The 24,311-nt window shown below is 35.3% G+C and carries 22 protein-coding genes; 11 read left to right on the top strand and 11 right to left on the bottom strand.

Annotation, left to right across the window (positions count from 1 at the left end; all coding sequences use genetic code 11):
- Nucleotides 1–5 precede the first annotated feature (5 nt).
- Nucleotides 6–1,187 (bottom strand): acetyl-CoA C-acyltransferase, encoded by a 1,182-nt coding sequence (locus tag DET49_RS06160; protein ID WP_133547251.1) that lies wholly within the window; start codon nucleotides 1,185–1,187, stop codon nucleotides 6–8.
- Nucleotides 1,188–1,302: 115 nt separating this feature from the next.
- On the opposite strand from DET49_RS06160, the gene DET49_RS06155 reads away from it, so the two are divergent.
- Complete coding sequence (locus DET49_RS06155) at nucleotides 1,303–3,348, top strand: HD family phosphohydrolase (RefSeq protein ID WP_133547220.1); 2,046 nt, start codon at nucleotides 1,303–1,305, stop codon at nucleotides 3,346–3,348.
- Between the two features lie 2 nt (nucleotides 3,349–3,350).
- Here DET49_RS06155 and DET49_RS06150 read toward each other — a convergent pair whose 3' ends face one another.
- On the bottom strand, nucleotides 3,351–3,800 hold the full coding sequence (locus tag DET49_RS06150) for a transcription elongation factor (protein WP_133547219.1): 450 nt from the start codon (nucleotides 3,798–3,800) through the stop codon (nucleotides 3,351–3,353).
- A 187-nt stretch (nucleotides 3,801–3,987) separates the two neighbouring features.
- On the opposite strand from DET49_RS06150, the gene DET49_RS06145 reads away from it, so the two are divergent.
- Nucleotides 3,988–4,641 (top strand): hypothetical protein, encoded by a 654-nt coding sequence (locus DET49_RS06145; RefSeq protein WP_133547218.1) that lies wholly within the window; start codon nucleotides 3,988–3,990, stop codon nucleotides 4,639–4,641.
- 2 nt (nucleotides 4,642–4,643) lie between these two features.
- Nucleotides 4,644–5,378, top strand: a complete 735-nt coding sequence (locus DET49_RS06140) for a DUF3307 domain-containing protein (RefSeq protein ID WP_133547217.1) — start codon at nucleotides 4,644–4,646, stop codon at nucleotides 5,376–5,378.
- Here DET49_RS06140 and DET49_RS06135 read toward each other — a convergent pair.
- A complete protein-coding gene (locus DET49_RS06135; protein WP_133547216.1) occupies nucleotides 5,355–5,762 on the bottom strand; it encodes a glyoxalase in 408 nt (135 codons plus the stop codon). The two genes, DET49_RS06140 and DET49_RS06135, sit on opposite strands and share 24 nt — an antisense overlap.
- A gap of 185 nt (nucleotides 5,763–5,947) precedes the next feature.
- Here DET49_RS06135 and DET49_RS06130 point away from each other — a divergent pair, with 185 nt between their 5' ends.
- From DET49_RS06130 to DET49_RS06115, 4 genes are all read left to right on the top strand, one after another.
- On the top strand, nucleotides 5,948–7,306 hold the full coding sequence (locus DET49_RS06130; RefSeq protein WP_133547215.1) for an NAD-dependent succinate-semialdehyde dehydrogenase: 1,359 nt from the start codon (nucleotides 5,948–5,950) through the stop codon (nucleotides 7,304–7,306).
- Nucleotides 7,307–7,315: 9 nt separating this feature from the next.
- Nucleotides 7,316–8,191 (top strand): DUF72 domain-containing protein, encoded by an 876-nt coding sequence (locus tag DET49_RS06125; RefSeq protein ID WP_133547214.1) that lies wholly within the window; start codon nucleotides 7,316–7,318, stop codon nucleotides 8,189–8,191.
- Between the two features lies 1 nt (nucleotide 8,192).
- Nucleotides 8,193–8,606, top strand: a complete 414-nt coding sequence (locus DET49_RS06120; protein ID WP_133547213.1) for an NUDIX domain-containing protein — start codon at nucleotides 8,193–8,195, stop codon at nucleotides 8,604–8,606.
- Nucleotides 8,607–8,731: 125 nt separating this feature from the next.
- The gene (locus tag DET49_RS06115; RefSeq protein WP_133547212.1) at nucleotides 8,732–9,127 is read left to right on the top strand and encodes an acyl-CoA thioesterase; all 396 of its coding nucleotides are present in this window, start codon (nucleotides 8,732–8,734) and stop codon (nucleotides 9,125–9,127) included.
- On the opposite strand, the gene DET49_RS06110 is transcribed toward DET49_RS06115, so the two are convergent.
- The 6 genes from DET49_RS06110 to tsaD form a co-directional block, all read right to left on the bottom strand.
- A complete protein-coding gene (locus tag DET49_RS06110) occupies nucleotides 9,124–10,008 on the bottom strand; it encodes a class I SAM-dependent methyltransferase (protein ID WP_243729545.1) in 885 nt (294 codons plus the stop codon). The genes DET49_RS06115 and DET49_RS06110 overlap by 4 nt on opposite strands.
- Nucleotides 10,009–10,311: 303 nt before the next feature.
- Nucleotides 10,312–11,400 carry an AI-2E family transporter gene (locus tag DET49_RS06105; RefSeq protein ID WP_133547210.1) on the bottom strand — a complete coding sequence of 363 codons (1,089 nt, stop codon included), beginning with the start codon at nucleotides 11,398–11,400 and terminating at the stop codon, nucleotides 10,312–10,314.
- Between the two features lie 12 nt (nucleotides 11,401–11,412).
- A complete protein-coding gene (locus tag DET49_RS06100; RefSeq protein ID WP_133547209.1) occupies nucleotides 11,413–11,934 on the bottom strand; it encodes a TrmH family RNA methyltransferase in 522 nt (173 codons plus the stop codon).
- Complete coding sequence (locus DET49_RS06095; protein ID WP_243729544.1) at nucleotides 11,934–12,527, bottom strand: DUF4159 domain-containing protein; 594 nt, start codon at nucleotides 12,525–12,527, stop codon at nucleotides 11,934–11,936. The genes DET49_RS06100 and DET49_RS06095 overlap by 1 nt, the downstream gene beginning before the upstream one ends.
- A gap of 75 nt (nucleotides 12,528–12,602) precedes the next feature.
- A complete protein-coding gene (locus DET49_RS06090; RefSeq protein WP_133547207.1) occupies nucleotides 12,603–13,313 on the bottom strand; it encodes a 16S rRNA (uracil(1498)-N(3))-methyltransferase in 711 nt (236 codons plus the stop codon).
- Nucleotides 13,314–13,316: 3 nt separating this feature from the next.
- Entirely contained in the window at nucleotides 13,317–14,339 is a 1,023-nt protein-coding gene (tsaD, locus tag DET49_RS06085) for a tRNA (adenosine(37)-N6)-threonylcarbamoyltransferase complex transferase subunit TsaD (protein ID WP_133547206.1), read from the bottom strand.
- 162 nt (nucleotides 14,340–14,501) lie between these two features.
- Between tsaD and DET49_RS06080 the strand changes: the two genes are divergently transcribed.
- The 4 genes from DET49_RS06080 (at nucleotide 14,502) to DET49_RS06065 (ending at nucleotide 21,172) form a co-directional block, all read left to right on the top strand.
- Nucleotides 14,502–18,839 (top strand): translocation/assembly module TamB domain-containing protein, encoded by a 4,338-nt coding sequence (locus DET49_RS06080; protein ID WP_133547205.1) that lies wholly within the window; start codon nucleotides 14,502–14,504, stop codon nucleotides 18,837–18,839.
- Between the two features lie 78 nt (nucleotides 18,840–18,917).
- Complete coding sequence (gene pfkA, locus DET49_RS06075) at nucleotides 18,918–19,904, top strand: 6-phosphofructokinase (RefSeq protein WP_133547204.1); 987 nt, start codon at nucleotides 18,918–18,920, stop codon at nucleotides 19,902–19,904.
- A 3-nt stretch (nucleotides 19,905–19,907) separates the two neighbouring features.
- Nucleotides 19,908–20,273, top strand: coding sequence for a methylglyoxal synthase (locus DET49_RS06070; RefSeq protein WP_133547203.1), 366 nt, complete (start codon nucleotides 19,908–19,910; stop codon nucleotides 20,271–20,273).
- Between the two features lie 17 nt (nucleotides 20,274–20,290).
- Nucleotides 20,291–21,172, top strand: coding sequence for a hypothetical protein (locus DET49_RS06065; RefSeq protein ID WP_133547202.1), 882 nt, complete (start codon nucleotides 20,291–20,293; stop codon nucleotides 21,170–21,172).
- Here the strand turns inward: DET49_RS06065 and DET49_RS06060 are convergent.
- Both DET49_RS06060 and DET49_RS06055 read right to left on the bottom strand, forming a co-directional pair.
- Nucleotides 21,169–21,552: a RidA family protein gene (locus DET49_RS06060; RefSeq protein WP_133547201.1), complete on the bottom strand. Its 384-nt coding sequence runs from the start codon at nucleotides 21,550–21,552 to the stop codon at nucleotides 21,169–21,171. The two genes, DET49_RS06065 and DET49_RS06060, sit on opposite strands and share 4 nt — an antisense overlap.
- A gap of 17 nt (nucleotides 21,553–21,569) precedes the next feature.
- Nucleotides 21,570–24,296, bottom strand: a complete 2,727-nt coding sequence (locus tag DET49_RS06055) for a putative LPS assembly protein LptD (protein ID WP_133547200.1) — start codon at nucleotides 24,294–24,296, stop codon at nucleotides 21,570–21,572.
- Between the last annotated feature and the right edge of the window lie 15 nt (nucleotides 24,297–24,311).

Genomic DNA, 24,311 nt, shown 5'->3' with positions numbered 1-24,311 from the left:
TAAAATTAAGAGTTTCTCTCTATGACCATTGCAGATGCACCACCACCACCATTACAAATTGCGGCCGCTCCTAATTTAGCATTATTTTGCTGCAGTACATTTAATAAAGTAATTAGAATTCTTACCCCGCTGCAACCCAGTGGATGACCAAGAGAGACAGCACCCCCGTGGATATTGGTGATTTTATCACTAATACCTAGAATCTTCATATTAGCCAGACCAACCACAGAAAAAGCTTCATTAAATTCAAAGAAATCTATATCATCCTGAGCAACACCTGCATTTTTAAGTGCTAAAGGTAAAGCTTTGGCAGGAGCCGTAGTGAACCATTTTGGTTCCTGGGCGGCATCCGCAAAACCCTTAATGCTTGCTAAAATCTCTAAACCTAATTCTTCTGCTTTTTTACGACTCATTAAAACCATAGCACCGGCTCCATCGTTAATGGTTGAGGCATTTGCTGCAGTTACGGTACCGTCTTTGCTAAATGCGGGACGAAGTGAAGTGATTTTATCCATTCTTACATTCTTAAATTCTTCGTCTTCTTTTATCACCAAAGGTTCTCCTTTTCGCTGGGGAACCTCTACCGGCACAACTTCATTATCAAATTTACCATCTGCCCAGGCTTGTGCAGAGCGCTCATAAGATTTAATGGCAAAAGCATCCTGATCTTCCCTGGAAAAATTATACTCGGTAGCACAAAGATCAGCACAAACCCCCATTGCATTGTGGTCGTAAGCATCTACCAATCCGTCTTTCTGCATGCCATCTTCCATCTTTGCCGGACCAAATTTCTGGCCTTTTCTATGATATAAATAATGTGGAATTAAACTCATATTTTCCATTCCGCCAGCAACAACTATAGAAGTTTGTCCAAGCATAATAGATTGTGCACCCTGCATAACGGCTTTCATACCGCTTGCGCACACTTTATTTACCGTAGTACATGGAACTGTATTTGGTATTCCTGCTTTTAAAGCTGCTTGTCTTGCCGGAGCCTGACCTACCCCAGCTTGCACAACATTACCCATCAAGACTTCCTGAACAAGCTCAGGTTTCAAATTAATTTTATTTAAAGCTCCTTTGATGGCTACAGCACCAAGGTCCGTAGCTTCTACTGTAGATAAGCTGCCTAAAAAACTCCCAATCGGAGTTCTTGCGGCGCTTACAATTACTACTTCGTTATTCATCATGTATGTTTTAGTTAATTCTTCTTTCGCGAATTTAGTGATTTTATAAGGAACTTAGCAAGAGCGCTGATTTGGAGGGTATTTTTTAGTACATTTGAGCAATAGCACGATTTGTATGAAGAAATTCGTAAATAACCTGTATAAAAACCAGGCATTATTTTACAAGGTATTTTTATTTGCCCTAACTGCGGTGCTAATTGTTTACCTACTTCCCAAAGGAGGAAATTTTAAATATGAAATTCCTAAAGGACAGCCCTGGCAGTATGAAAATCTATATGCCCCTTTTGATTTCGCAATTTTGAAATCGGAGGAAGAAATACAAGAAGAACGTCAACAAATTATTAGTAATCACATTCCCTATTTTCAATTTGACGAGAAAATTCCAAAGCAGGTAATATCTGAAGTTCCTCAAAAAGTTCAAGAAGTTTTTCCCGATAGTATTCTAAAAAATAAAGAAAATCAAATTATTGATTTTGTTAAAGAAACTTTAGAAGATGTATATGAGTTTGGTCTTTTACAGGCCAATAATCGAATAGAGGATAACCAGCTTGTTTATTTACGAAAAGGAAATGAAGCATTTGAAATTGCTTATAAAAATATTTTAAAACAGGACCAGGTACGGGATTTCTTAAATACTGAAATTGAAGAATCCAATGTATCTGAATTTGAGAACCGGTTATTAGAAGTTTTTTTTAATCTCATAAAACCAAATGTAAGTTTTGATAGTAGCTTAACTCAAAAGGAGCTACAAAGCAAACTGGACAATATCTCTTATACTCGTGGAAGTATTGAGCAGGGTAGTAGAGTAATTGCTCGCGGAGAAGTTGTTGAAGGCAATAAATATAATATTCTCAGATCACTTAAAAATGAATATGAATCCCAGGTCTGGAGTGAAGGCAATTACAAGTGGATTATTGTAGGATATAGCGTACTTGTTGCGCTTGCACTATTAATGCTACTCTTATTCATTCGAAAATATAGGCAGGAAATTTTTGATAATAATGTAAAGGTCACTTTTATTTTCTTTAATATCCTTTTTATGCTCTTGCTTACCAAAATGGTGGTAAATTTTAATATAGATTATGTTTATGTGGTGCCGCTTTGTATTCTCCCCCTTACCTTAAAGGCGTTTTTTGATGCCCGGCTAGGAATGTTTACCCACGTCATTACAGTTTTACTTTTAGGTTTTATAGTGCCTAATAGTTACGAATATATGTTTCTGCAAATTATTGCCGGAATAGTAACTATTCTAACGGTTTCAGAACTTTATAAGAGGGCAAATCTTTTTATTTCGGTAGGGCAAATTACCTTGGTATATATTATTTCTTATTTTGCTTTTACGGTTATCCAGGAAGGAAATATAGCCGATGTGGAAGCGGAAGTATTGCTCACTTTTTTACTTGGGGGTCTGGCAACCCTATTTGTTCAGCCTCTAATTTACATTTATGAAAAAATTTTTGGAATGGTATCAGATATGTCCCTACTGGAACTTTCAGATACCAATTCGAAATTATTGAAAGAACTTTCAGAAAAGGCACCAGGAACTTTTCATCATTCGTTAAATGTTGCAAACTTAGCCGAAGCTGCTGCTAATGAAATTAATGCAAATGCAATGTTGGTTAGGGTAGGAGCGCTTTATCATGATATTGGTAAAATGAAAAATCCGACTTATTTTTCGGAAAATCAAACTTCTGCTGTCAACTCTCATGATGAATTGTCGCCAAAGGAAAGTGCTCAGATTATTACAGATCATGTGATTAACGGGATTGAAATTGCCAAAAAACATAACCTACCAGACCGGGTGATCGATTTTATAAGGACCCATCATGGTACCACCACAGTGTATTTCTTTTTTATGAAAGAAAAGGAAAACAACGATAATGCGGTTGCTGATGATTTTAAATATCCCGGGCCTATTCCTTTTAGTAAAGAAACCGCCATTTTAATGATGTGTGATAGTGTTGAGGCGGCCAGCAAAAGCTTAAAAGAACCTACCGCTGGCGTAATAGATGGTTTTGTTGAAAAAATAATTAATAAGCAAATGAAGGAAGAACAGTTCTTGAATTCCAACATTACTTTTAAGGAAATACAAGTGGTGAAAAAAATCCTTAAACGTAAGCTTAAGAATATTTTTCACCTTAGAGTAGAATATCCGGAATAGGTTTAGCCTATTGCAGTAATTTTAACCTCTTTATTATTAAAACTAAAAGTATCACCTTCTTTTTTCCCTTCCATTTCCTTATAAATGGGAGCTTCAGTAGAAATTGCATAAACGCTGCTTCCATCCTCCATAGAAATTTCACCTATAGGTACTGATACAAAGTAATAGTTTCCACTGGTTTCCACTACGCTACCAAAACCTATGACTTCACTGTAATGGTCTGGATCTATTCGGCTTAAACTTTCTTTCATTTCTTGGGCATCGCTCAACCGGCCGGCATTTTTTTCAAAATCTCCCAAAAGTTCTCCCTTATTATCTTCGTCATAATCTGTTTTTACATCGTTGGCTTCCATGGATTCCTTTATAAGATCCATTTCCTTTTGATATCTTTCTATTTTTTTATTTACAGTGTTTATGCAATTTAAATAAAGTTCTTTTTTATTACTTACCATAGTATATTTTTTGATTTTTTTAAATTTAAATAACCTTTTAAGCCTAAAAGAATATTTAGCAAAAATTTAATATCGGTGCAATTTTGATTTAATAAGCCTATAGATTTATAATCACCTATTATAAGTTTTCAGACTTATAAAAGGCATATATAAGTCATTGAACTAATATTTTCATTATATTTGAAATATGATAGCCGTTATTACAGCCGATTTAATAAATTCTTCAAATTATACTGAAGTATTTCTAGATAATATTCTTAAAGATTTGAACTCAGAATTCAAAAAATTACAGCAGGACTATGCTAAAGGAGAAACTGATTTCAAAATCTACAGAGGCGATAGTTTTCAGGGAATTATTTCAAGCTACAAAGATTCTTTAAAAATCGCTCTAAAGTTAAAGAGCCTTATTAATAAGGTAAGGTTAGAGAAGCAAAAATCTTCCAGTACTTTTGGCGATGTAAAATTAGCCATCGGTATTGGCAGTTTTGATTATAAGGGAGATACAATAGCCGAATCAAATGGGCAGGCATTTCAATTTTCGGGCAGGACCTTGGATGAGATGAAAAATGGATCTAGAAGAATCCGGTTGAAAACCCCTTTAGAGAGTTTAAATTCTGAATTTGAAGCGAGTTTATTTCTGCTGGACGTCGTTATGGATAAATGGAGCCAGGCTTCTGCAGAAGTGGTTTATTACCTTTTAGAAGGTTTGAAAGAAACCGAAATTGCAGAAATTTTAAAAATTAGCCAATCAGCAGTTAATCAGAGAAAAAAAGCTTGTGGCTGGGAGGCAATCTCGGTTTTATTAAAACGTTTCGAAAATGTGACCTCCCAGAGTTTTTAATTATGGAAGAAAACATCCAAATCTTACTTCAACTAATTCTTGCGCACATTTTAACCGACTTTGTGCTGCAACCTGCTAAACTGATAAACCACAAAAGAGAAAAAAAGGAAGGATCGTGGTTTTTATACTTTCACTCTTTTTTAGCTGGATTGTTTACTTATCTTTTGTTGCAGGACTGGTATCTATGGTATATACCCATTGTAATTAGTGTAAGTCATTTTTTTATCGATTTATGGAAACTTCGGCATAAAAACGATAGTTTGAAACTGTTTTTACTAGATCAGTTCTGGCATATTTTAATTATAATCTTCGTATGGATTTATCTTATTGAAGGTTTCTCAAATTTGATTCCGTTTATTTCCGAAACATTTTCCAATCTGCAAGTCTTAGCTGTTATCACTGGTTATTTGATGGTAATTTTCCCTGCAGGATTTTTAATTGGAAAAGCGACGCAACGCTGGCATAATGAACTTGAATCAAATGGTGAAAGAAGTCAAAGCCTTGAAGCTGCGGGTAGATATATAGGTGTTTTTGAAAGAATCCTGGTATTAACCTTTATTCTTACTCAAAATTTTTCAGCCATAGGATTTCTTATTGCAGCAAAATCTATTTTACGCTTTAGCGATAAATCTGATGCAAGCGCAAGAAAACAAACGGAATACGTACTAATAGGAACCTTAATGAGTTTTGCGATCACTATACTTATTGGTCTTTTAGTACGCTACTTCCTCTTCTAAAAGTTGAATATTGCTCTGTAAACGCTCTTTTACAATATTCATCATACGCTTATTTAATGCTGAAGAATTCTTGATGTAAGTGGCATACTCGTCTAAAGTAAATTGTCCTATGATTATGCCCTTTAAACTATTCCTGAATTTAATATCCTTCTGGATTGCATTTTCAATATAAGCCAAGCGCTGATCGAGTTTTAATTCATAAAACTTGTTCTTGTGCTTTTTAGTATAATTTCTAAAAACTTCCAGCAGCAATTCATCCTGAAGTTTAGCGATAGGCCGTAAAGTTTTATTTTGAAATTGTTCGTCTAAACTCATGTTTTCTGAAACTCTGGCTGAAGGAATTTCGGGCCTAAGTTCTATTAATTGAAGGTCACGAAGTATCATAAAAACTAATTTTCTTAAATTTAAGAAACTTTAAACCTCAAAATTCGAGCCTCTTTAAAGATTTGTAAACTACTTATAAACATTGTGACGTTAAAATCATCTTAATCGGCCTGTCTAAGCCTATTCTTCTTTTTATCTTTAAATAGAAGCCCAAATAAGCAAAATATTAAAATCCTATTTAAAAAATGATAATTTCCAAAAATCCATATACGGGGGAAGAAATCTCCAGTCATCACGAATTAAATGATGCCGAAATTGAAAAATCAATAAAAAGAGCACATACCAGATTCAAATCCTGGCGTCAAACTTCTTTTTCCGAACGCAGTAAGTTAATGATGAAAGCCGCAAAGGAACTTAAAGATAATTCCCGTGAATACGCGGAAGTGATTACAAAGGAGATGGGGAAGCCGATCACACAGGCTGTTGCAGAGGTTGAAAAATGCGCCTGGGTTTGTGAATATTATGCTCAGAATGCTGAATTACAATTACAAAACGAAAAGATAGAAACTGACGCGAAAAGCTCTTATGTTGCTTATGAACCCTTGGGAGTAGTTTTGGCTGTTATGCCATGGAATTACCCTTTTTGGCAGGTATTTAGATTTGCTGCTCCTGCGCTGATGGCAGGTAATATCGCCATTTTAAAGCACTCCAGTAACGTGATGCTTTCGGCAAATAATATCCAGAAAGTATTTGAAAAAGCAGGATTTCCAGAAGATTGTTTTCAAAACCTGATCATCGGTAGTAAAAAAGTAGAAAATGTAATTCGTAATAGAAAAGTAAAGGCCGTAACCTTAACTGGTAGCGGTAGGGCAGGAAGTAGCGTGGCTTCCATTGCTGGGGAAGAAATCAAGAAATCGGTTTTAGAACTTGGAGGAAGCAATGCATTGGTTGTATTTAAAGACGCCAATATTGCAAAAAGCATCCAAACTTGTGTCCAGGCCCGTTTTCAAAATACCGGGCAAAGTTGTATTGCAGGAAAACGTTTACTACTCCATAAAGATATAGCTGAGAAATTTTTAAATGAATTTACCAAACAGGTTCGAAAATTGAAAAGTGGTGATCCAATGGACGAGGAGACTTTTATTGGAGTAATGGCTAAGGAGAGCCTTGCGGAAGATTTAGAAGATCAGGTTAAAGATTCAGTGAAAAAAGGCGCTAAAATAATTTTAGGTGGAGAAAGGGATGGTACATACTTCGAACCAACGATTATTACAGGTGCCAGAGAAGGCATGGCTATTTTCGATGAAGAAACCTTTGGTCCTGCAATTTCTGTAACCGAATTTAAAGATGAAGAAGAAGCGATAAACCTGGTTAATTCGTCAAGTTTTGGTCTTGGAGTTTCCATTTTTACTGAAGATGAAGATTTTGCAACTAAATTAATTCCCCGATTTGAGGATGGGGCTGTATTTGTTAATGAACTGGTTAAAAGTGATCCTAGACTTCCTTTTGGAGGAACGAAAATTTCCGGGTACGGTAGGGAATTATCGCATCACGGAATCAAAGAATTCACTAACAGAAAAACGGTTTACATTAACAAATATTAGTAGGATATAGTGAAATTTGGAAAAGTACAATGCCCTGAAAATATAGATTTCAGCCTGCCTAAAACGCATCCTGATACTATTAAAGTGCTTAATAAAGAAGGAAACAGAGATGGATTTAAAGATGTGCGCATTGGATGTGCAAAATGGAGCAGAAAGGATCTGAAGAATTTTTATCCAAGGGGTACTAAAAACGAACTTTCATATTATTCATCTCAGTTTAACAGTATTGAATTCAATGGTTCGTTTTACAGAATGTATCCAGAAGAACAGTTTAGGAAATGGTATGGAAAGGCAGATGCTGATTTCAAATTTTTTCCCAAGATTCCAAGACTGATAAGTCATATAAAAAGACTAAACGGAACAGACGAGTTGACCGATGACTTCATAAAAAACCTACTCCAATTGAAAGAAAAGTTGGGAATGGTTTTCCTACAAATGCGTAACGATTTTACGCCCAAGACTATGGATAGGCTATATGAGTTTTTTCAACATTGGCCTGATGAAGTGCCACTTTCTGCAGAATTAAGACATAAGGAGTGGTACGCAGATAAAAAAGCAGCGAATGAACTATACGAAGTTCTTAAAAGCAAGAATGTAACACACGTAATAACAGATACAGCGGGAAGACGGGATCTCCTCCATATGCGTTTGAGCAATACTACTGCTTTTATTAGATATAATGGCACCAATCATAGCTCAGATTATTCGAGATTAGATGGGTGGTTAGATAGATTGGAAGAATGGCAGGAAGAAGGGCTAGAGAATATTTATTTTTTTTTGCATCAGAATGTAGAGGAAGCATCGCCGTTACTCTCAGCCTATTTTATAGAAAAATTCAATAAAAGATTTAAAACAGATATTAAAATACCAAAAACTTTAAAGTAAAATGAAACAACAAGAAGTAGCAATAACCGTAGATAGTGTAGTTTTTTGTAATGCCAATAGTGAATTCAAAGTTTTGCTGATAAAAAGAAAAAAGGATCCCTTTAAGGATCATTGGGCTTTACCGGGTGGATTTATAAATGAATCTGAAGATTTGGAAACAGCCGCAAAGCGTGAACTTAAAGAGGAAACAGGGGTCGTGGTAAAAACTATGGAACAGGTAAGGGCCTTCGGTGCTCCAGGTCGTGATCCCAGGTGTAGAACGATTTCGATTGCTTTTGTCAGTCGAATATTTTGTGAAGAAAGTCTTAGGGCAGGTGACGATGCAGCAGAAGCTGCTTGGGTAAGTATAGAAAATTTACCCAATCTTGCCTTTGACCATGCTGAGATTATTGAAGCCGCAAAAAATTATTTGTAGATTTTATAAAATATGATGGCTTTTTTTATCAAAATTTAAAATAATCCAATTGATTTTAAAGCGCTGGTAAAAATTATAAAAGCCTTTATCAGGCTATATTTTATGCTTATTTTTAAAATAAAAATATGAGATTTCATACTAGAAAATGGATTAAACCAGAAGATTTAAATCCCAACGGAACTTTATTTGGCGGGAATTTGCTGGCCTGGATAGATGAAGAATGTGCTCTATACAGTATCATTCAGTTAGAAAATTCTAAATGCGTTACTAAGTATATGAGTGAGATAAATTTTCAACATTCTGCAAAACAAGGCGATATTGTTGAAATTGGAATTGAAGTATTGAAGTTCGGTACCAGTTCACTAACTCTAAAATGCGAAGTTAGAAATAAAATGACACGTCATACAATTATTACCATAGACAAGGTGATTATGGTGACCTTAGATGAAAATGGTAAACCCACACCTCACGGAAAAACCAAGGTAGAGTTCGTGAAAGATAGATTGCAAGAGCGTGCTTAGCATTTTTCACAAAATAACACAATCTTTTTATTATTTAAATTGGTGGTAAAAAATAGATATTTTTTACCACCATCTTTAATTTTAAATTTTTTCTTTAATACTTCAACCCTTTCAGGAAAGTTCCTTACAGCTATATTTGCTTTTAAATCTTTAAATTTTTTCTTTAGTAAACTCGGTTTATAATATTCTAAATCAAGTATTTTAAATTTCCTTCCAGGAAAGTTGACTTCATTTTCAGATGTATATAAATGAGAATTTTGGTGTAGCTTTATTGTTTGTGTTTGATAAGCTACCTCTTCAAAAAGTCCGCTTTTCATAATTGCAGAATTGGGTTCATAAAGAAAGTTTTGTGGTAAAGAAAAACTTTTTTCACCCTTTGTTCTATTTAGTCTTCCTTCAAATTTTTCCCAACCGGTTTTTGTGAAATTTAAAGTTTTAATTGCCGGTTCGAGAATCTTATCTTTTTTCAATTGCCACAACAATTCCTTTACTTCATTATTTATGGCAATAATATGAATTTCAGTTACAAATTTTAATTCTGAAATCCCAGCTTGTAGATCGAGCAGTGGGGATGTTTTTATAAAAATATTATTGCTCTTACTAAATAATAATTCTAAATTCCCAGGAACATTCGGTGAACACTCTGCTAGTCTAAAGACTTTTTCACCTGTATGGTCCCGTCTTGAAGGATCTACATAAATGTAGTCGAATTTTTGTTCTGAGTTCCTTAAAAAATCAATACTATCAATATTTTTAAAGAAAATATTATCCTTGCCCAAGCATTTTAAATTATGCGCAGCAATTGACGATAATTCTGCATTTAATTCACAATGTAGGACGCTTTTGAAATTTTCACAAAAATAAGAATCATCTATTCCCAATCCACCAGTTAAATCGATTAGGGATTCACCCTTGATTAATGAAGATTTGTATTTTGCGGTATGTTCTGATGAAGTTTGCTCTAGATTAATTTTGGGCGGATAGTAAATTTGGAAGTTTTCAAACCAGCTTGGTAATTTTTTCTCGGCCTTTTGTAAACCCGTTAATTGTTGTCCGAGTTCTGAGGAGGAAATATTGGCAAAAGGACTTCCGCTAAGTACCAAATCGGCAGGAGACTTTTTTAGATTTTTTCTTAGATACTCCTGAACTTTGGTTTGTAATAAAGCTTTATTCAAAATTAAAATTTAAAGGTCACGTGTAAGTCTCTTAACGATTTTGTATTCGCTTAAAGATTCCTTGGCGATTACTTTTAAAGCCGTGTAAAAAGGAACCGCCACCACCATCCCGGTAATTCCAAAAATGATTCCAGCAATAAGGATAATCAGAAAAATTTCTAAAGGGTGTGATTTAACGCTGGCACCAAAGATCATTGGTTGGGAGATCATATTATCTATAAGTTGGCAAATGGCATATCCCAACATGATATAACCTAATTTTGGTAAAATAATCATTTGAAAATCAGCACCTAAATTACTAGAAATTACAAAAAGCGCCATTAATATACCTGCAAAAAGAGGCCCTAAATAAGGGACCAGGTTTAGAAAAGCACAAATAAAGGCAATAGCAATTGGATTGTTAATTTCAAAAACGCTCAGTAAAACGGCGTAAAGCACGAATAGAACTGTAATTTGTAAAGTTAGACCTACAAAGTAACGAGAAAGGAGGATCTTGATCTTGTTAAAAACGCGTTGAAATTTCTTTTCATCTCCGCGATTTGCAAAAACCAAAATACTATTTAACATTAATTTGCTGTCTTTTAATAAAAAAAATGAAATGAAAAGTATAGAAAAAATGGCAATTAAAGTAGCCCCCAAAATGCTAAAGACATTATTTAAAAGTCTTGGAACGGCTGTAATATCAAAGTTTCGTACAAATTCACTCTGCTTAAGCCCTTCTATTATATTAATTTCCTCAATACCTAAATAATTATTTATTTGATTGTTTAGTTCATTGAGGTCACTTCGAAAAGCTTCCATATCTATTCGGCTAAGATACTGACTTTGTTCAATTACGATAGGAACGAAAACAAAGATGATTCCTGCGAAAATAGAGAGGACCAGTACAAGGACAATAACTACTGATAACTGATTGGGAATTTTTAAGTGTTGCCTTAGAAAGATTACAACTGGTCGTCCAACAAGGGAAATCACTGCCGCAATGGCGATATAAACCAGTACAGATTGGATTTCGTATAAAAAATAGAGCAAGAGGATAATTCCAATAATTATTCCTACAGCCCTAATAATCCCTAAAGTAATTGATTTTGAATTCACGTGGTAAATATATTATTTCTTAGCGAAATCAAATATTGTTTTTGATATTTCGTATAAGGCAATTCCAGTAGCTTGTGCAACATTCATGCTACTATTATTTCCAAACATATTGATATGCAAATGCTTATCTGCTATTTTTAACAAATCACTATTTATTCCTACAGCTTCATTTCCCAAAATTAAGATCATCTCTTTTTTCTTTTGGAAAAAATGAAAATGCTCCACAGCAGTACTAGTTGAAGTGATCTCCAGGGCAAAAATATCAGCGGACGCTTTTGACTTACCAATAAAATCAATCGCATCTTTAGCATATTCATGTTTCACAATTTTATGGGTGCTTCTGGATGTTTTTTGAAGTCTTCTGCTATTAAAGTTTGGTTCAATTCCTGAAAAAACAATCTTTTCTACATTAAAGGCGTCCGACAGCCGAAAAATACTGCCAATATTTGCTTCCCCTATAATATTATCTAAAAGGAGTATAACGGGAAATTTTTTCTTTGTGAATTTTTCGTCAAAATGTGAAAGCTGTTTCATTAATTTTCAAATACGTATTTTATGATATTAGCACCCATTTGTAAAGCTTTTAGTCGGATCTCTTCGGGATCATTATGAACGGCAGGGCTTTCCCAACCATCGCCAAGATCGCTTTCTACAGTGAACAGAATCATAAGTCTGTTTTTATCAAAAATACCCAAAGCCTGCGGCGGTTTATTATCGTGCACATGGATTTTAGGTAATCCATTTGGAAATTCAAAAGCAGCATTAAAAATAGGATGATTTTCAGGTAATTCTTCTAGTGTTTTATCTGGAAAGAGCTTTTTCAACTCTTTCATTAGATATTGCTGCATTCCGTAGTTGTCATCAATATGAAGAAAACCACCACTTAGTAAGTAATTCCTTAGATTTTCTACTTCTTTTTCATTAAAAATCACGTTACCATGACCGGTCATATGAACAAAGGGATATTTAAAAATATCTGAATCCCCTGGGGTTACGGTAACAGGCTCGGCAACTAATTTTGTCCCTAGGTTATTATTCGTAAAAGTAATAAGATTAGGTAAAGAAGTAGGGTTCGCATACCAATCCCCACCACCATTATATTTTAAAAGTGCAATTTCTTGCGCCATTGAAAACTGTATAAAACTAAAAAAAAGAAATGGCAGGAAATATATTTTCAAATTAGGCATTGTGTAAAATATGAATTAATCCTGATTTATAAGAGCCACAGTGTGGCATGCTACCAATGCAGCTGTTTCGGTTCTCAATCTACTATCACCTAAACTAACGGGTTGCCATCCTTTTGCCACCGCTAGTTTTATTTCATCAGCGGAGAAATCCCCTTCAGGACCAATAAGGATCGTGATTTTTTCTTTTGGGATAACCTGATTTTTTAAAGATATTCTAGGCATTCCAGCTTCACAGTGGGCTATAAATTTTTGCCCACTAGTTTCCGTCTCAATAAATTCTAAAAAGCTAATCTCCTTATTTATAATTGGCAGGGTATAATGTAGCGATTGTTTCATTGCACTTTGAAGAACTCTTTCATAGCGATTGAGCTTAATTGTTTTTCTTTCACTATGATGACAAATTATGGGAGTGATTTCCTGAATTCCAATTTCAGTTGCTTTTTCAAGGAACCATTCATATCGATCGTTCATTTTAGTGGGTGCTACAACCATATGAAGATGATATTTTTTTTCCTTATCAATTTCAACTTCAAATATACTGGCTGCGCATTGTTTAGGATCAGCTGATATAATTTTGGCTTTGAATAGAAAACCTTTTCCATTGGTGACACTCAAGGTTTCTCCAGCATTTTTTCTCAAAACTTTCGCAATATGGCGGCTTTCATCTTTGGAAAAATAAATTTGTTTATCTGTTCTTTGAATATCGGGATTATAAAAAAGTTGCATTGATTAAAATTTATATCTGGCTTCTGCGGTGATTGAAAAGTTTGAAAAATCTTGATTCAGGAATTTATAATGACCTGCAATAGCAATCATCGCAGCATTATCCGTAGTATACTCAAATTTAGGAATAAAGCATTTCCAATTGTAAAGTTTTTCAGCTTCCATCAGTGCAACTCTAATTCCACTGTTGGCTGAAACGCCACCAGCGATGGCAATTTGATTGATTCCGGTTTGTTTTACTGCCTTTCTCAATTTATCCATTAGAATTCTTACCAGAGAAAACTGAATAGAAGCACAAATATCTTTTAAATTTTCAGCAATAAAATCAGGATTCTCTTTAGTTTTTTTTTGAATAAAATAAAGTACGGAAGTTTTAAACCCGCTAAAACTAAAATTTAAATCAGGAACTTTTGGATTTGGAAAGGGAAAGCTTTTAGGATTTCCTTCCTGGGCATATCTGTCGATTAAAGGTCCCCCAGGATAAGGCAAGCCTAAAATCTTAGCACTTTTGTCAAAGGCTTCCCCAACGGCATCATCTGTGGTTTCTCCAATCACTTCCATTTCAAAATAATTGGAGACTTTTACGATTTGAGTATGTCCACCACTAATTGTTAAAGCCAAAAATGGGAAGCTTGGTTTTTTTGAATTTTCTTCCTCAATAAAATGGGCTAAAATATGTGCTTGCATATGATTTACTTCTATAAGGGGAACTCTTAACCCCAGCGACAAAGATTTAGCGAATGAGGTACCTACTAGTAAAGAACCCATAAGACCTGGCCCCCTGGTAAATGCAATTGCGGATATATCTTTTTTATCGATATTAGCCATAGCTATCGCCTGGTGAACCACAGGCACAATATTTTGCTGATGTGCTCTAGAGGCAAGTTCCGGAACTACACCTCCGTATTGTTGATGAACTTCTTGAGTTGCTACAATGTTAGACAATATTTTTCCGTTATGCAGTATAGCAGCTGCGGTATCGTCACAGGAAGATTCAATTCCTAAGATGTAAATATTTTTTGAAGCCATTGCGTTGTATGGGGCATAGAAATTGTTAATATTGTATACAAAGTTAAAATATAAAAGCGTATCAAAAAATTCTGGAAAATATTAACTAGGACAGTGGTTGCGCTGGTTTTACTTTTTGTCATTATTTTGATCGTTTTCTCCATACCTGTAGTGCAGACAGGTATGGCTAACCGTATTGCAACTTCAATTAACGAAAAGAATAACATTAATATATCTATAGATGAAGTAAGTTTAACTTATTTCGGTAGATTGAGATTTAATGGTATTTTGATTAAAGACCATCATAATGACACTCTAATTTATTCAGAAGAATTACGTACTTCTCTTTTAGGATTTTCGAATCTTCTTAATAACAAACCACATTTTGGAAATACTTATCTGGATGGTTTGAAATTAAATATGCGAAAATATAAAGGTGAAGAAAGGGATAACCTAGGCCTGTTCATTGAGAAATTAAGCGGCACTCCTACAGGAGATTCAACACAAGTTGAATTACTGGTTGATAGGGTGGAAATTAATGATGGAACTTATAGTTTTATAAATGAAGACAGCACCAATCCAGAACTCCTGATACTGGATAGTTTAAATATTCATGCAAGAGATCTTAAAATTAATGGTCCTGAAATCGCTGTCAATATTGAAGGCTTAAAGGGAATAGAAAAACGTGGAATAAAGATTGATAATTTAAGTACTAAGTTTTATTACAATCCAGAATTGATGGTTTTTGAAGATCTTATCTTGCAAACCCCACAGTCTTTAGTGAAAGCTGATCTGGAGTTTAACTACAATACTACAGATTTTTCTGATTTTGAAAATAAAGTTGAAATTACAGGAACTTTTAACGAAAGTATTATTTCCAGCTCGGATCTTCAAGCTTTTTACCCTGAATTTGGAGAGGATCAGATTATGCGGTTGGACACTGATTTTAAAGGCACTCTAAATGATTTTATCCTTCCTAATCTTGAGCTAACTGGTTTAGATCGAACTAGGGTGGCTGGAAATGTGAAGATAGAAGGTGCTTTTACTTCTGAAGGCGATGATTTTCGGCTTACAGGAAATTTTAGTGATTTTACAACTAACTACTACGATCTCGTAAATTTATTACCTGGTGATCTCCAGGGTAAACTTCCTGAAAGCCTGCGTGAGTTTGGCAGTTTGATGATGCAAGGAAATGCGATTGTGACTAGTTCCAATTTAGATGCCGATATACTTATTAACACCCAATTGGGATCGGCTGAAGCTGATGTAGTTTTAAGAGGTTTTAATAATTCGAAAGATGTAACCTACCAGGGAAAGCTGATTTTTGAAGAAGTGAATATTGGAAAACTTACCAATAATCAAAATTTAGGAAAAACCAGTTTCAATCTCGATATTGATGGTGCAGGGTTTAATGCTGAATCCTTAGACGCGGAATTAAAAGGTCAAATTTCTAAACTGGAATTTAACGGGTACGATTATCAGGGAATTCGTGTGATAGGCAACCTTAGAAATCCCGTTTTTAATGGGTTACTTATGGCTAATGACCCAAATTTAAAAATGGAATTTAATGGGTTGGCCGATCTCTCTGAAGATATAAATAACTACGATTTTGAAGCTTCCGTAGGATACGCAAATTTAAATGCGCTTAATTTTGTTTCGCGAGACAGCCTTTCTATTTTCAAGGGGGATATTATTATGAATATGAAGGGTACCAGTATTGATGATGCTTTCGGAGAGGTTTTATTGTTGAATACTTCTTATCAAAATCAGAATGACCTTTATTATTTTGACGATTTTAGTATTACTTCAACTTTTGAAGGACCCGTGCGAACCTTAAGTATAAACTCACCCGATGTTATAAGCGGGGAAATTAAGGGAGATTTCAATCTTTCAGAAATAAGGCCCTTAATTGAGAATTCTCTGGGCAGTATTTACACCAATTACCAACCAAGAACAATTACAAACGACCAGTATCTGGAATTCGATTTTGATATTTATAACAAAATTGTAGAAGTTTTTTATCCCAAAATTAATTTGGCTCCCAATACATTTATTCGAGGCCGTTTGGCTTCAGATGAATCTGAATTTAAGATGAATTTTCGTTCCCCAAAGATAGATCTCTTCGGGAATCTGATGGAGACAGTTAATCTTAATATCGATAATACCAATCCCATTTATAACACTTATTTTGAAGCAGACAGTGTTTCAACTGATTTTTATAATTTTTCTGAATTCAGTTTTATTAACGTAACTCAAAGAGATACTCTTTTTATAAGATCTGAATTTCAGGGAGGGGAACACAATGAAGATTTTTTCAACTTGAACCTTTTTCATACGATAAATGAAGAAAATAAATCAGTAATCGGTATCCAACGATCGGATCTCACTTTTAAAGATAATACTTGGTACTTAAATGAAGAAGAAAACAAAAGTAATAAGATAATTTTTAGTCTGGATTTGGAAGACATCACCATTGATTCCCTGGTGATGAGTCATAAGAATGAAGAAATAAGACTCAGTGGTGTTATGCGAGATTCTACCTACAAAAATTTCAAAATGGAATTCGATCAGGTTGATATTGGCAAGATTACGCCAGATATTGATAGTCTTCGTTTTGCGGGAACCCTTAATGGAAAATTGGATTTACTACAAGAAAACGGGGCCTATTATCCCAATACAAACCTGAACGTAGATTCTCTCAATATCAATGACAAACTTCTTGGGAATTTAGTTCTTGATGTTGAAGGAAATGAAACCCTTACCAATTACACGATAAATGCTAATTTAAGTAAGAATGGCAATGAGTCTTTAAATGCCGTTGGTACCATTGATGTAAGCGAGAAGGAGCCCACTATCGATATGGATGTTGATTTAAACGATTTAAATCTGGCGGCCTTTAGTCCCCTGGGAGGAGAAGTAATTAGTGATATTAGAGGTGCAGCATCGGGAAATGCCCGGGTTACCGGCAATTATAAAAATCCTGATTTTACCGGTGCAATTAGCCTGGAAGATGCAGGTTTAAAAATACCATACCTAAATGTAGATTATAATTTTGGTGATGATGCCGTTGTAAATTTGGATGACCAGGAGTTTGTTTTTGATGATGTTCAGCTTATAGATACAAAATATCAAACAACCGCAATGCTTAATGGTAGTATTGGTCATAAAAATTTCAGTGAGTGGTTCCTGGACCTGGATATTGATACTGATCGCTTTCTGGTTTTAGATACTGATGGTGATGAGGATGCACTTTATTATGGTACAGCATTCATAAGCGGAGATGCAGATATCATTGGCCCGACTGATCAGTTAGTCATAGATGTAACCGCTACTACCGAACGCGGAACTGTTTTTAAAATTCCATTGGATGATACCGAATCAGTGGGAGATAATTCTTATATTCATTTTTTAAGTCCAGAGGAAAAAGCTGCCCGTAAAGCCGGAAAAACGATTGAATTGCCCGAGGTAACCGGTCTTGAACTTATTTTTGATCTTAACGTTACTAATGATGCCGAGGTGGAAGTTGTGGTAGACCAAACCAGTGGAAGTACTTTAAGAGGTAGGGGATCCGGAAATCTCCTGTTGGAAATCAATACAAATGGTAAATTTAATATGTGGGGAGATTTTGTGGTATATGAAGGGGTTTATAATTTTAAATACGCAGGCCTTGTTCAAAAAGTTTTCAATGTGAAATCAGGAGGAAGCATCAATTGGAACGGAGATCCAACTGATGCACAATTAGATGTAAGTGCCGTCTATTCATTAAACGCTAATCCGGCAGTGTTATTGGAAAACCCCACGATCAACAGAAAAATTCCTGTAAATGTGATTATTAATCTTCAGGGAGAAATAGAACAACCTGATATTACCTTTGATATTGCTTTTCCCAATGCAAGCTCTGTTGTACGTTCCGAACTGGAATATAGAATGGATGATCGTGCCAGCAAGGAACTTCAGGCATTATTCCTTGTAACTCAAGGAGCTTTTTATAGTGAATTCGGGTTAAGACAAAATGCCATTACTGGAACACTTGCTGAAAGAGCCTCCAGCATTGTCAACGATATTTTTGCAGGAGAAGATGGTAAGTTTCAGGTGGGTGTGAATTATGTTCAGGGAGATCGTACACCAGATCAGCAAACCGTCGATCGTTTTGGATTAACACTTTCAACTCAAATTAGCGACAGAGTTATTATCAATGGTCAAGTGGGGGTTCCAATTGGAGGAGTAACAGAATCGATCATTGTAGGTGACCTTGAAATTGACTTTTTATTGAATGAGGACGGAACCCTTAGAGCTAAGGTTTTTAATAGAGAAAACAACATTCAGTTTATCGGTGAAGAAATAGGCTTTACCCAAGGTATCGGTTTGTCTTATTCCGTAGATTTCGACACTTTTAAGGAATTGATTAGAAAAATTGCAAGTACCGAAATTAAATCTTTGAACCAAGAAACCGAGTCGAAGGCCGTAACTCGCCCGGTAGCACCTGATTATATAAGTTTTCCTGATGAGGATTCCGATTAATTACAAACGACTAAAACTTGTTCTTTTTTCTTTTAAGGTAGCGACTGAGTTTGTAATTTTAGACGAGAAATTAAAATTATGACAAAAAGAATAAAACGAATTGGAGTTATGACTTCCGGAGGAGATTCTCCCGGTATGAATGCTGCAATTAGAGCTGTGGTTAGGGCCAGTGCCTATTACCGAGTGGAATGTATTGGTTTTATGAGAGGTTTTCAAGGCATGATAGAAGGCGACTATATAGATCTTGACGCACGTAGTGTACGTAATATCATTAATTTAGGTGGAACTTTTCTTAAATCGGCTCGTTCTAAAGAATTTTTAACCAAGGAAGGCAGAGAAAAAGCTGCCACACATTTGAAAAAGGTCAATGTAGATGCCATGATTCTCATTGGTGGCGACGGTACTTTTAGAGGCGGGCAAATCTTTAGTGAAGAACATAATATTCCTGTAATTGGAGTACCCGGAACAATCGATAATGATATTTTCGGAACGCATTATACCATTGGCTATGATACTGCTTTAAACACGGTAATTGAAGCTGTAGATAAAATAAGGGATACCGCAAGTTCCCATAATAGATTATTCTTTGTTGAGGTAATGGGAAGAGATGCCGGGTTTATAGCTTTGAATAGCGGAATTGGAGCAGGAGCGGAAGAGATTTTAATTCCCGAAGAAGACCTGGGGTTAGACCGCTTATTAAACTCCCTTGAACGCAGTCGTCGATCCGGAAAAACTTCCAGCATTGTGATTGTTTCTGAAGGAGATAAAATTGGAAAGAATGTTTTTGAACTTGCAGCTTACGTTAAAGAAAACCTACCCTATTATGATGCTAAAGTTTCTGTCTTGGGACATATTCAGCGTGGAGGAAGTCCTACTTGCTTTGATCGTGTTTTAGCCAGTAGGTTATGTGTAAAAGCGGTTGAACTTGCACTTGATGGCCAACGTGATATAATGGTGGGAATGATGAATAATGAAGTACAAGCCATAGAATTAGAAAAAGCTTTAAAAGTAAAACCAAGTATTAATAAAGATTTGATTCGCATTTCTGATATTTTATCTGTATAGAAAATGAAAACAGTTGCAATTATTGCTCATAACGGAAAAAAGGCTGAAATGGTTCAGTTTTTAAATAATCATAAGGAGGCTCTTCAGGCTAAGAATATTAAATTAATAGCAACAGGAACCACAGGAGCCAAAACAGAATCTGCCGGTTTTGAGGTAGAAAAGTTGCTTTCTGGTCCTATTGGCGGAGATGCGCAAATAGCATCCCGGATTGCTGAAGGGAAGGTAGATATGGTGATTTTCTTTAGAGATCCATTGGATAAGCACCCGCATGAACCTGATATTTTTATGTTAATGCGTTTATGTGATGTTCATGATATCCCGCTGGCAACTAATCCTGCTTCGGCTAAATTATTAATGAAGGCGTTTTAAATTTTTAATTTTTTTAATTGAAATTCCCAAAAACTTTTTTCATTGTTCTGGTCTGCCTGATACTTTCCTCCTCATCATTAAGTGCGCAAGCCAATCAGACAGAAGCTGCTATCTTTAATATTGGCATCGGTTCAATTTTTAGCGGAGTTGGGGCTTTAATAAATAAGAAACCTCAGCAAAAATTGGAAAGGGTTATTTTTAAGGGCATGGCTCAAGGTGCATTGGGGGGGTATCTTGTCTATGAAAGTAAAGTAATTGCAGGTCTGATTGCCAAAGAAAAAAATCTCATGTATGGCTGGCCTGCTAAAATTATAAATTCCGCTGGAACATCCATTATAGAAAATGCAGCTTCGAACCGTGATTTCTGGGAACAATGGAATTTAAATATAGGTTTTAACAGGATTGAATTCCATACGAAAGATCGTCTCCAGGTAAAATATAGAATACAACCTGTCGCTTTTCTTCTAACAACTTATATTGCTCTTCAGAATAAATTTGAACCTACTTTGAGTCTCAGAGTAGGCGAGTTTGTATTTTCGGGTAATACTTATTACCGGAGTGATAAAAATTCTTTTCTAGGATCTGCAATAGGTACATCAATATTATTGAACCCTGAAACTGGAGGTTTTAATTATGGAACTGTTGCTCATGAAATGGTGCACGTTTTTCAGTACCATGATTTCAATGTTTTAAATACTTACTTAAATACACCAATAGAACAATTTAAAGAAGGTTCCAGCTTTTTCCAGCAAATGGATAGATTATTCCATTATGATTTTAATGTGTTTATTTTTGCAGGTTTATATAAAATGGAACATTTCAAAAAAAACCAGAAAACCTTCGAAGGTTATTATTCCAATTATTTTGAGAAAGAAGCTTATTTATTTAGTGAGTATTAAGATTTTACTGCTATAGCACTAATCTCTACATTGACAAACTTCGGTAAATTAGCCACTTCTACGGTTTCTCGGGCGGGTGCGGTCTCCTTGTTAAAATAGGTGCCATAAACTTCATTTATTTTGGCGAAATTATTCATATCACTTATAAAAATTGAAGTTTTGATTACATTCTCAAAATCCATTCCTGCTTCGGTAAGAATTGCTTTTAGATTTTCCATAACCCTTACGGTTTCCAGTTTTAATTCCTTTGTTTCCAGTTCATTGGTTTCAGGGTTAAGTGCTATTTGCCCTGAAACATAAAGGGTGTTATCGATTAAGATAGCTTGGTTATAAGGGCCAATTGGTGCCGGTGCTTTGTCAGTCTTGATGATTTTTTTCATAAATGCTTTATTTTTATTTATAATCTACGGTCCGGTTCTCTACGTTTATCGTATTTGATGTCGCTTAATATAGATGATTTTATTCCGATAAAGAAATACCAGGATCTTCGCTCACTAAATGGTACCCAGTTGAAACTTAATCTCCAAGTATTGAGATCCCGCTGAAACCTTAATTGCGTATAAGTAAATCCTAACTCTTTTAAATCGTACCCAGAGGAGGCACCTACTACCCATTTTGGAGAAAGTTCGACATCCCCGGAAAACATAATAGAGTGGGAGGTGATTTCATTTTGCCTGGCCGAATTATTATAAGTCATCGTATAAGACATTCTCAAATCCCAGGGGATTTTGTAATTGTACCAATTATCGGTTCTCTCTTCTCCCTCTTCATCGGCAAATGGATCTTCTTCTTCGTAAAATTCACCTTCAAGATTGGTTCCTTTCCCAAAAAGGTCGTCTCTTCTTCCCCCTCCGCGATAGGTGTCATTATCTATGTCCTCATCCTCTTCTTCTTCGTTATCCTCTTCAAAATCTTTACTCGAAAAAGAATATCCAAAACTTACATTAGCATTGGTGAACCTAAAAAGACTTCCGCCATTATTTATATTGAGTTCATCAGTTCTTTGGTTATTATTGTTTAGTGCATAGATGTCTAAATTTCCTGCTACGTTAATATCAACTTTATCGCGTATAATAGGAATACTTCCTCTAAGGGCAATTGGAGAAAGCTTGGGTTCTCCAGGTTCCCCGGCCAGATTATAAGCTGTACTCATACTAAAATTGTTTAAAAGAGTAATTTTCTCAGGCTCTGTGGCCGTACTATCTTTAGAACGAACTTTAGCCTCCAGGGTGTTACTTATGCTTAGTCCAAGTGAACTGGAGAACCTATTACCGGGAGCTCCATATAAGGACCTTTCAAACCTCGAATAAGTTTCCATATTAGTTTCAATAGGATTTGCCGGATTTATACGCTCATAAGTATCGTAATATTCATCGAATGCAGGGTTTACATTATAACTTATATTGGGTCTTATAACGTGTCTTATAGCCTGTATTTTTTTATCATCTCCAAAGTTCTTTAGCCCATATAAAGTTGTACCAATACTAGCACCAAAACCATATGTTCTATAAGAATCGAACCCATTTACAGTGTCAATGACTACTTCATTATTAAATTCATCAAAAGATTGTTCGTAGGTTTTAAAAACCCAATTTTCTTCATAATTGGCATTAGCACTTACACTTAAATAATTAAACAACTTAAAATTGGTGCTTATAGGAATAGAATGTTGCGCCCCGTAATTGGCATCTTGGAACATTTCTGGTTTAAAGAACAATGAATCCGTAGTGGTGATTTGATTTTCAGCTCTAACACTGTACTGAAAATTAATATTCTCTATAATTCCTTGTTTCACACCTGTTCGTGGTGCAAAAGGGTAAATACGGGTCATACTAGCTTGTAAAGTAGGCAAACTCATATTTATGATTTGAGTTCGAGTATTCTGGCTATGTCTGGCTGCTACACTTAAATTAACCTGAGGTTCGCCAGGAAAAGTTTTGCTGTAGGATACAGATGAGTTTAAAGTATTTGTTAAGAAATTACCCGTATTCATTTGATTTACAGAATTCTGATAATAAGTACTACTTCCTAAATTTACAGAAGCATTAAACCTGGAATTGGGGTTTGCTTTGGCATCTTGATTATGAGACCATTGAATGTTATATTCAGTCCGTTCAGAATAATCGGGAAAGCCACGTTCGCTTTGATACTGGTTTTCATACCTCAATCTTACATTTCCCCGATAACGATAACGCTTGGCGTAATTGCTTTCAAGTCTCAGACCATAACTCCCGTTGGTATAATAATCTCCAAGTGCAAGTAAATCTACATAATCGCTTATCGCAAAATAATAGCCCCCGTTTTGTAGAAAATACCCGCGTTGGCTATCGCCGAAACTTGGTATTATAAATCCCGAGGTTTCTTCTTCAGTTAAGGGGAAGTATCCAAAAGGAAGCCCTAAGGGAGTAGGTACATCGGCTATGTACATATTAACAAGCCCGGCTACTATCTTTTTGTCCGGAACAAATTTTATTCTTCTGGCGTAAAAATAATAATCAGGATTTTCTAAATCTGTATCGGTTGTAAAGCGTACATTTTGCATAAAATAAACGGAATCATTCTCGCGTTTGGTGACCTCACCTTTTACATTAAAATTGGCCTGTTGTGTTCTGGAATTATACACCAGGGCTCTTTCCGTATCAAAATTAAAACGAATAGAATCAGGTTCTACTGTTTGACTACCCTGTACAAAGATCGGTTTTTGGGAATATGCACCTGTAGAATCAGGAATTCCATAGGCATAAACTTCATTTTTATTATTATCTATTATAATTAAGCCGGCATTTATCTGCATATCACCATAAATAATTTGGGCTTCATTATATAGATACATACGGTCTTCTTTCTGACTAATCCGCATATAATCTTTTGCCTCGTATTTTATCGCATCGGTAATGAGTTGATTTCCCTGCTGGGGAACTTGCAATGAATCCCCTAGTATACTATCGGTTGCCTTTATTGTTTCAGCAAGAGGTAAGGAGTCGCCAACGGTAACGAGAGTGTCTCTATCTTTGGCGTCTAGATTTAATTCTTTGTTATTTCCTATTTCCTGAGCGTTTAATAAAACGATAGGAAGCAGTATTAAAATACAGCAAAAAAGTATATTGGATATGTTTGTTTGCAATGCTCTAAGTGCTAT

The organism is Salegentibacter sp. 24, from assembly GCF_004362395.1.
Lineage (GTDB): Bacteria > Bacteroidota > Bacteroidia > Flavobacteriales > Flavobacteriaceae > Salegentibacter.
This window is presented reverse-complemented; position numbering and strand designations above follow the sequence as displayed.

Coding starts and splice junctions, on each gene's coding strand:
- DET49_RS06080 (WP_133547205.1), top strand. CDS start 14,502: ATGGCTAACCGTATTGCAACTTCAATTAACGAAAAGAATAACATTAAT.
- DET49_RS06145 (WP_133547218.1), top strand. CDS start 3,988: ATGATAGCCGTTATTACAGCCGATTTAATAAATTCTTCAAATTATACT.
- DET49_RS06155 (WP_133547220.1), top strand. CDS start 1,303: ATGAAGAAATTCGTAAATAACCTGTATAAAAACCAGGCATTATTTTAC.
- DET49_RS06150 (WP_133547219.1), bottom strand. CDS start 3,800: ATGGTAAGTAATAAAAAAGAACTTTATTTAAATTGCATAAACACTGTA.
- DET49_RS06130 (WP_133547215.1), top strand. CDS start 5,948: ATGATAATTTCCAAAAATCCATATACGGGGGAAGAAATCTCCAGTCAT.
- DET49_RS06160 (WP_133547251.1), bottom strand. CDS start 1,187: ATGAATAACGAAGTAGTAATTGTAAGCGCCGCAAGAACTCCGATTGGG.
- DET49_RS06060 (WP_133547201.1), bottom strand. CDS start 21,552: ATGAAAAAAATCATCAAGACTGACAAAGCACCGGCACCAATTGGCCCT.
- DET49_RS06140 (WP_133547217.1), top strand. CDS start 4,644: ATGGAAGAAAACATCCAAATCTTACTTCAACTAATTCTTGCGCACATT.
- DET49_RS06095 (WP_243729544.1), bottom strand. CDS start 12,527: ATGGCGCAAGAAATTGCACTTTTAAAATATAATGGTGGTGGGGATTGG.
- DET49_RS06115 (WP_133547212.1), top strand. CDS start 8,732: ATGAGATTTCATACTAGAAAATGGATTAAACCAGAAGATTTAAATCCC.
- tsaD (WP_133547206.1), bottom strand. CDS start 14,339: ATGGCTTCAAAAAATATTTACATCTTAGGAATTGAATCTTCCTGTGAC.
- DET49_RS06120 (WP_133547213.1), top strand. CDS start 8,193: ATGAAACAACAAGAAGTAGCAATAACCGTAGATAGTGTAGTTTTTTGT.
- pfkA (WP_133547204.1), top strand. CDS start 18,918: ATGACAAAAAGAATAAAACGAATTGGAGTTATGACTTCCGGAGGAGAT.
- DET49_RS06100 (WP_133547209.1), bottom strand. CDS start 11,934: ATGAAACAGCTTTCACATTTTGACGAAAAATTCACAAAGAAAAAATTT.
- DET49_RS06070 (WP_133547203.1), top strand. CDS start 19,908: ATGAAAACAGTTGCAATTATTGCTCATAACGGAAAAAAGGCTGAAATG.
- DET49_RS06090 (WP_133547207.1), bottom strand. CDS start 13,313: ATGCAACTTTTTTATAATCCCGATATTCAAAGAACAGATAAACAAATT.
- DET49_RS06135 (WP_133547216.1), bottom strand. CDS start 5,762: ATGATACTTCGTGACCTTCAATTAATAGAACTTAGGCCCGAAATTCCT.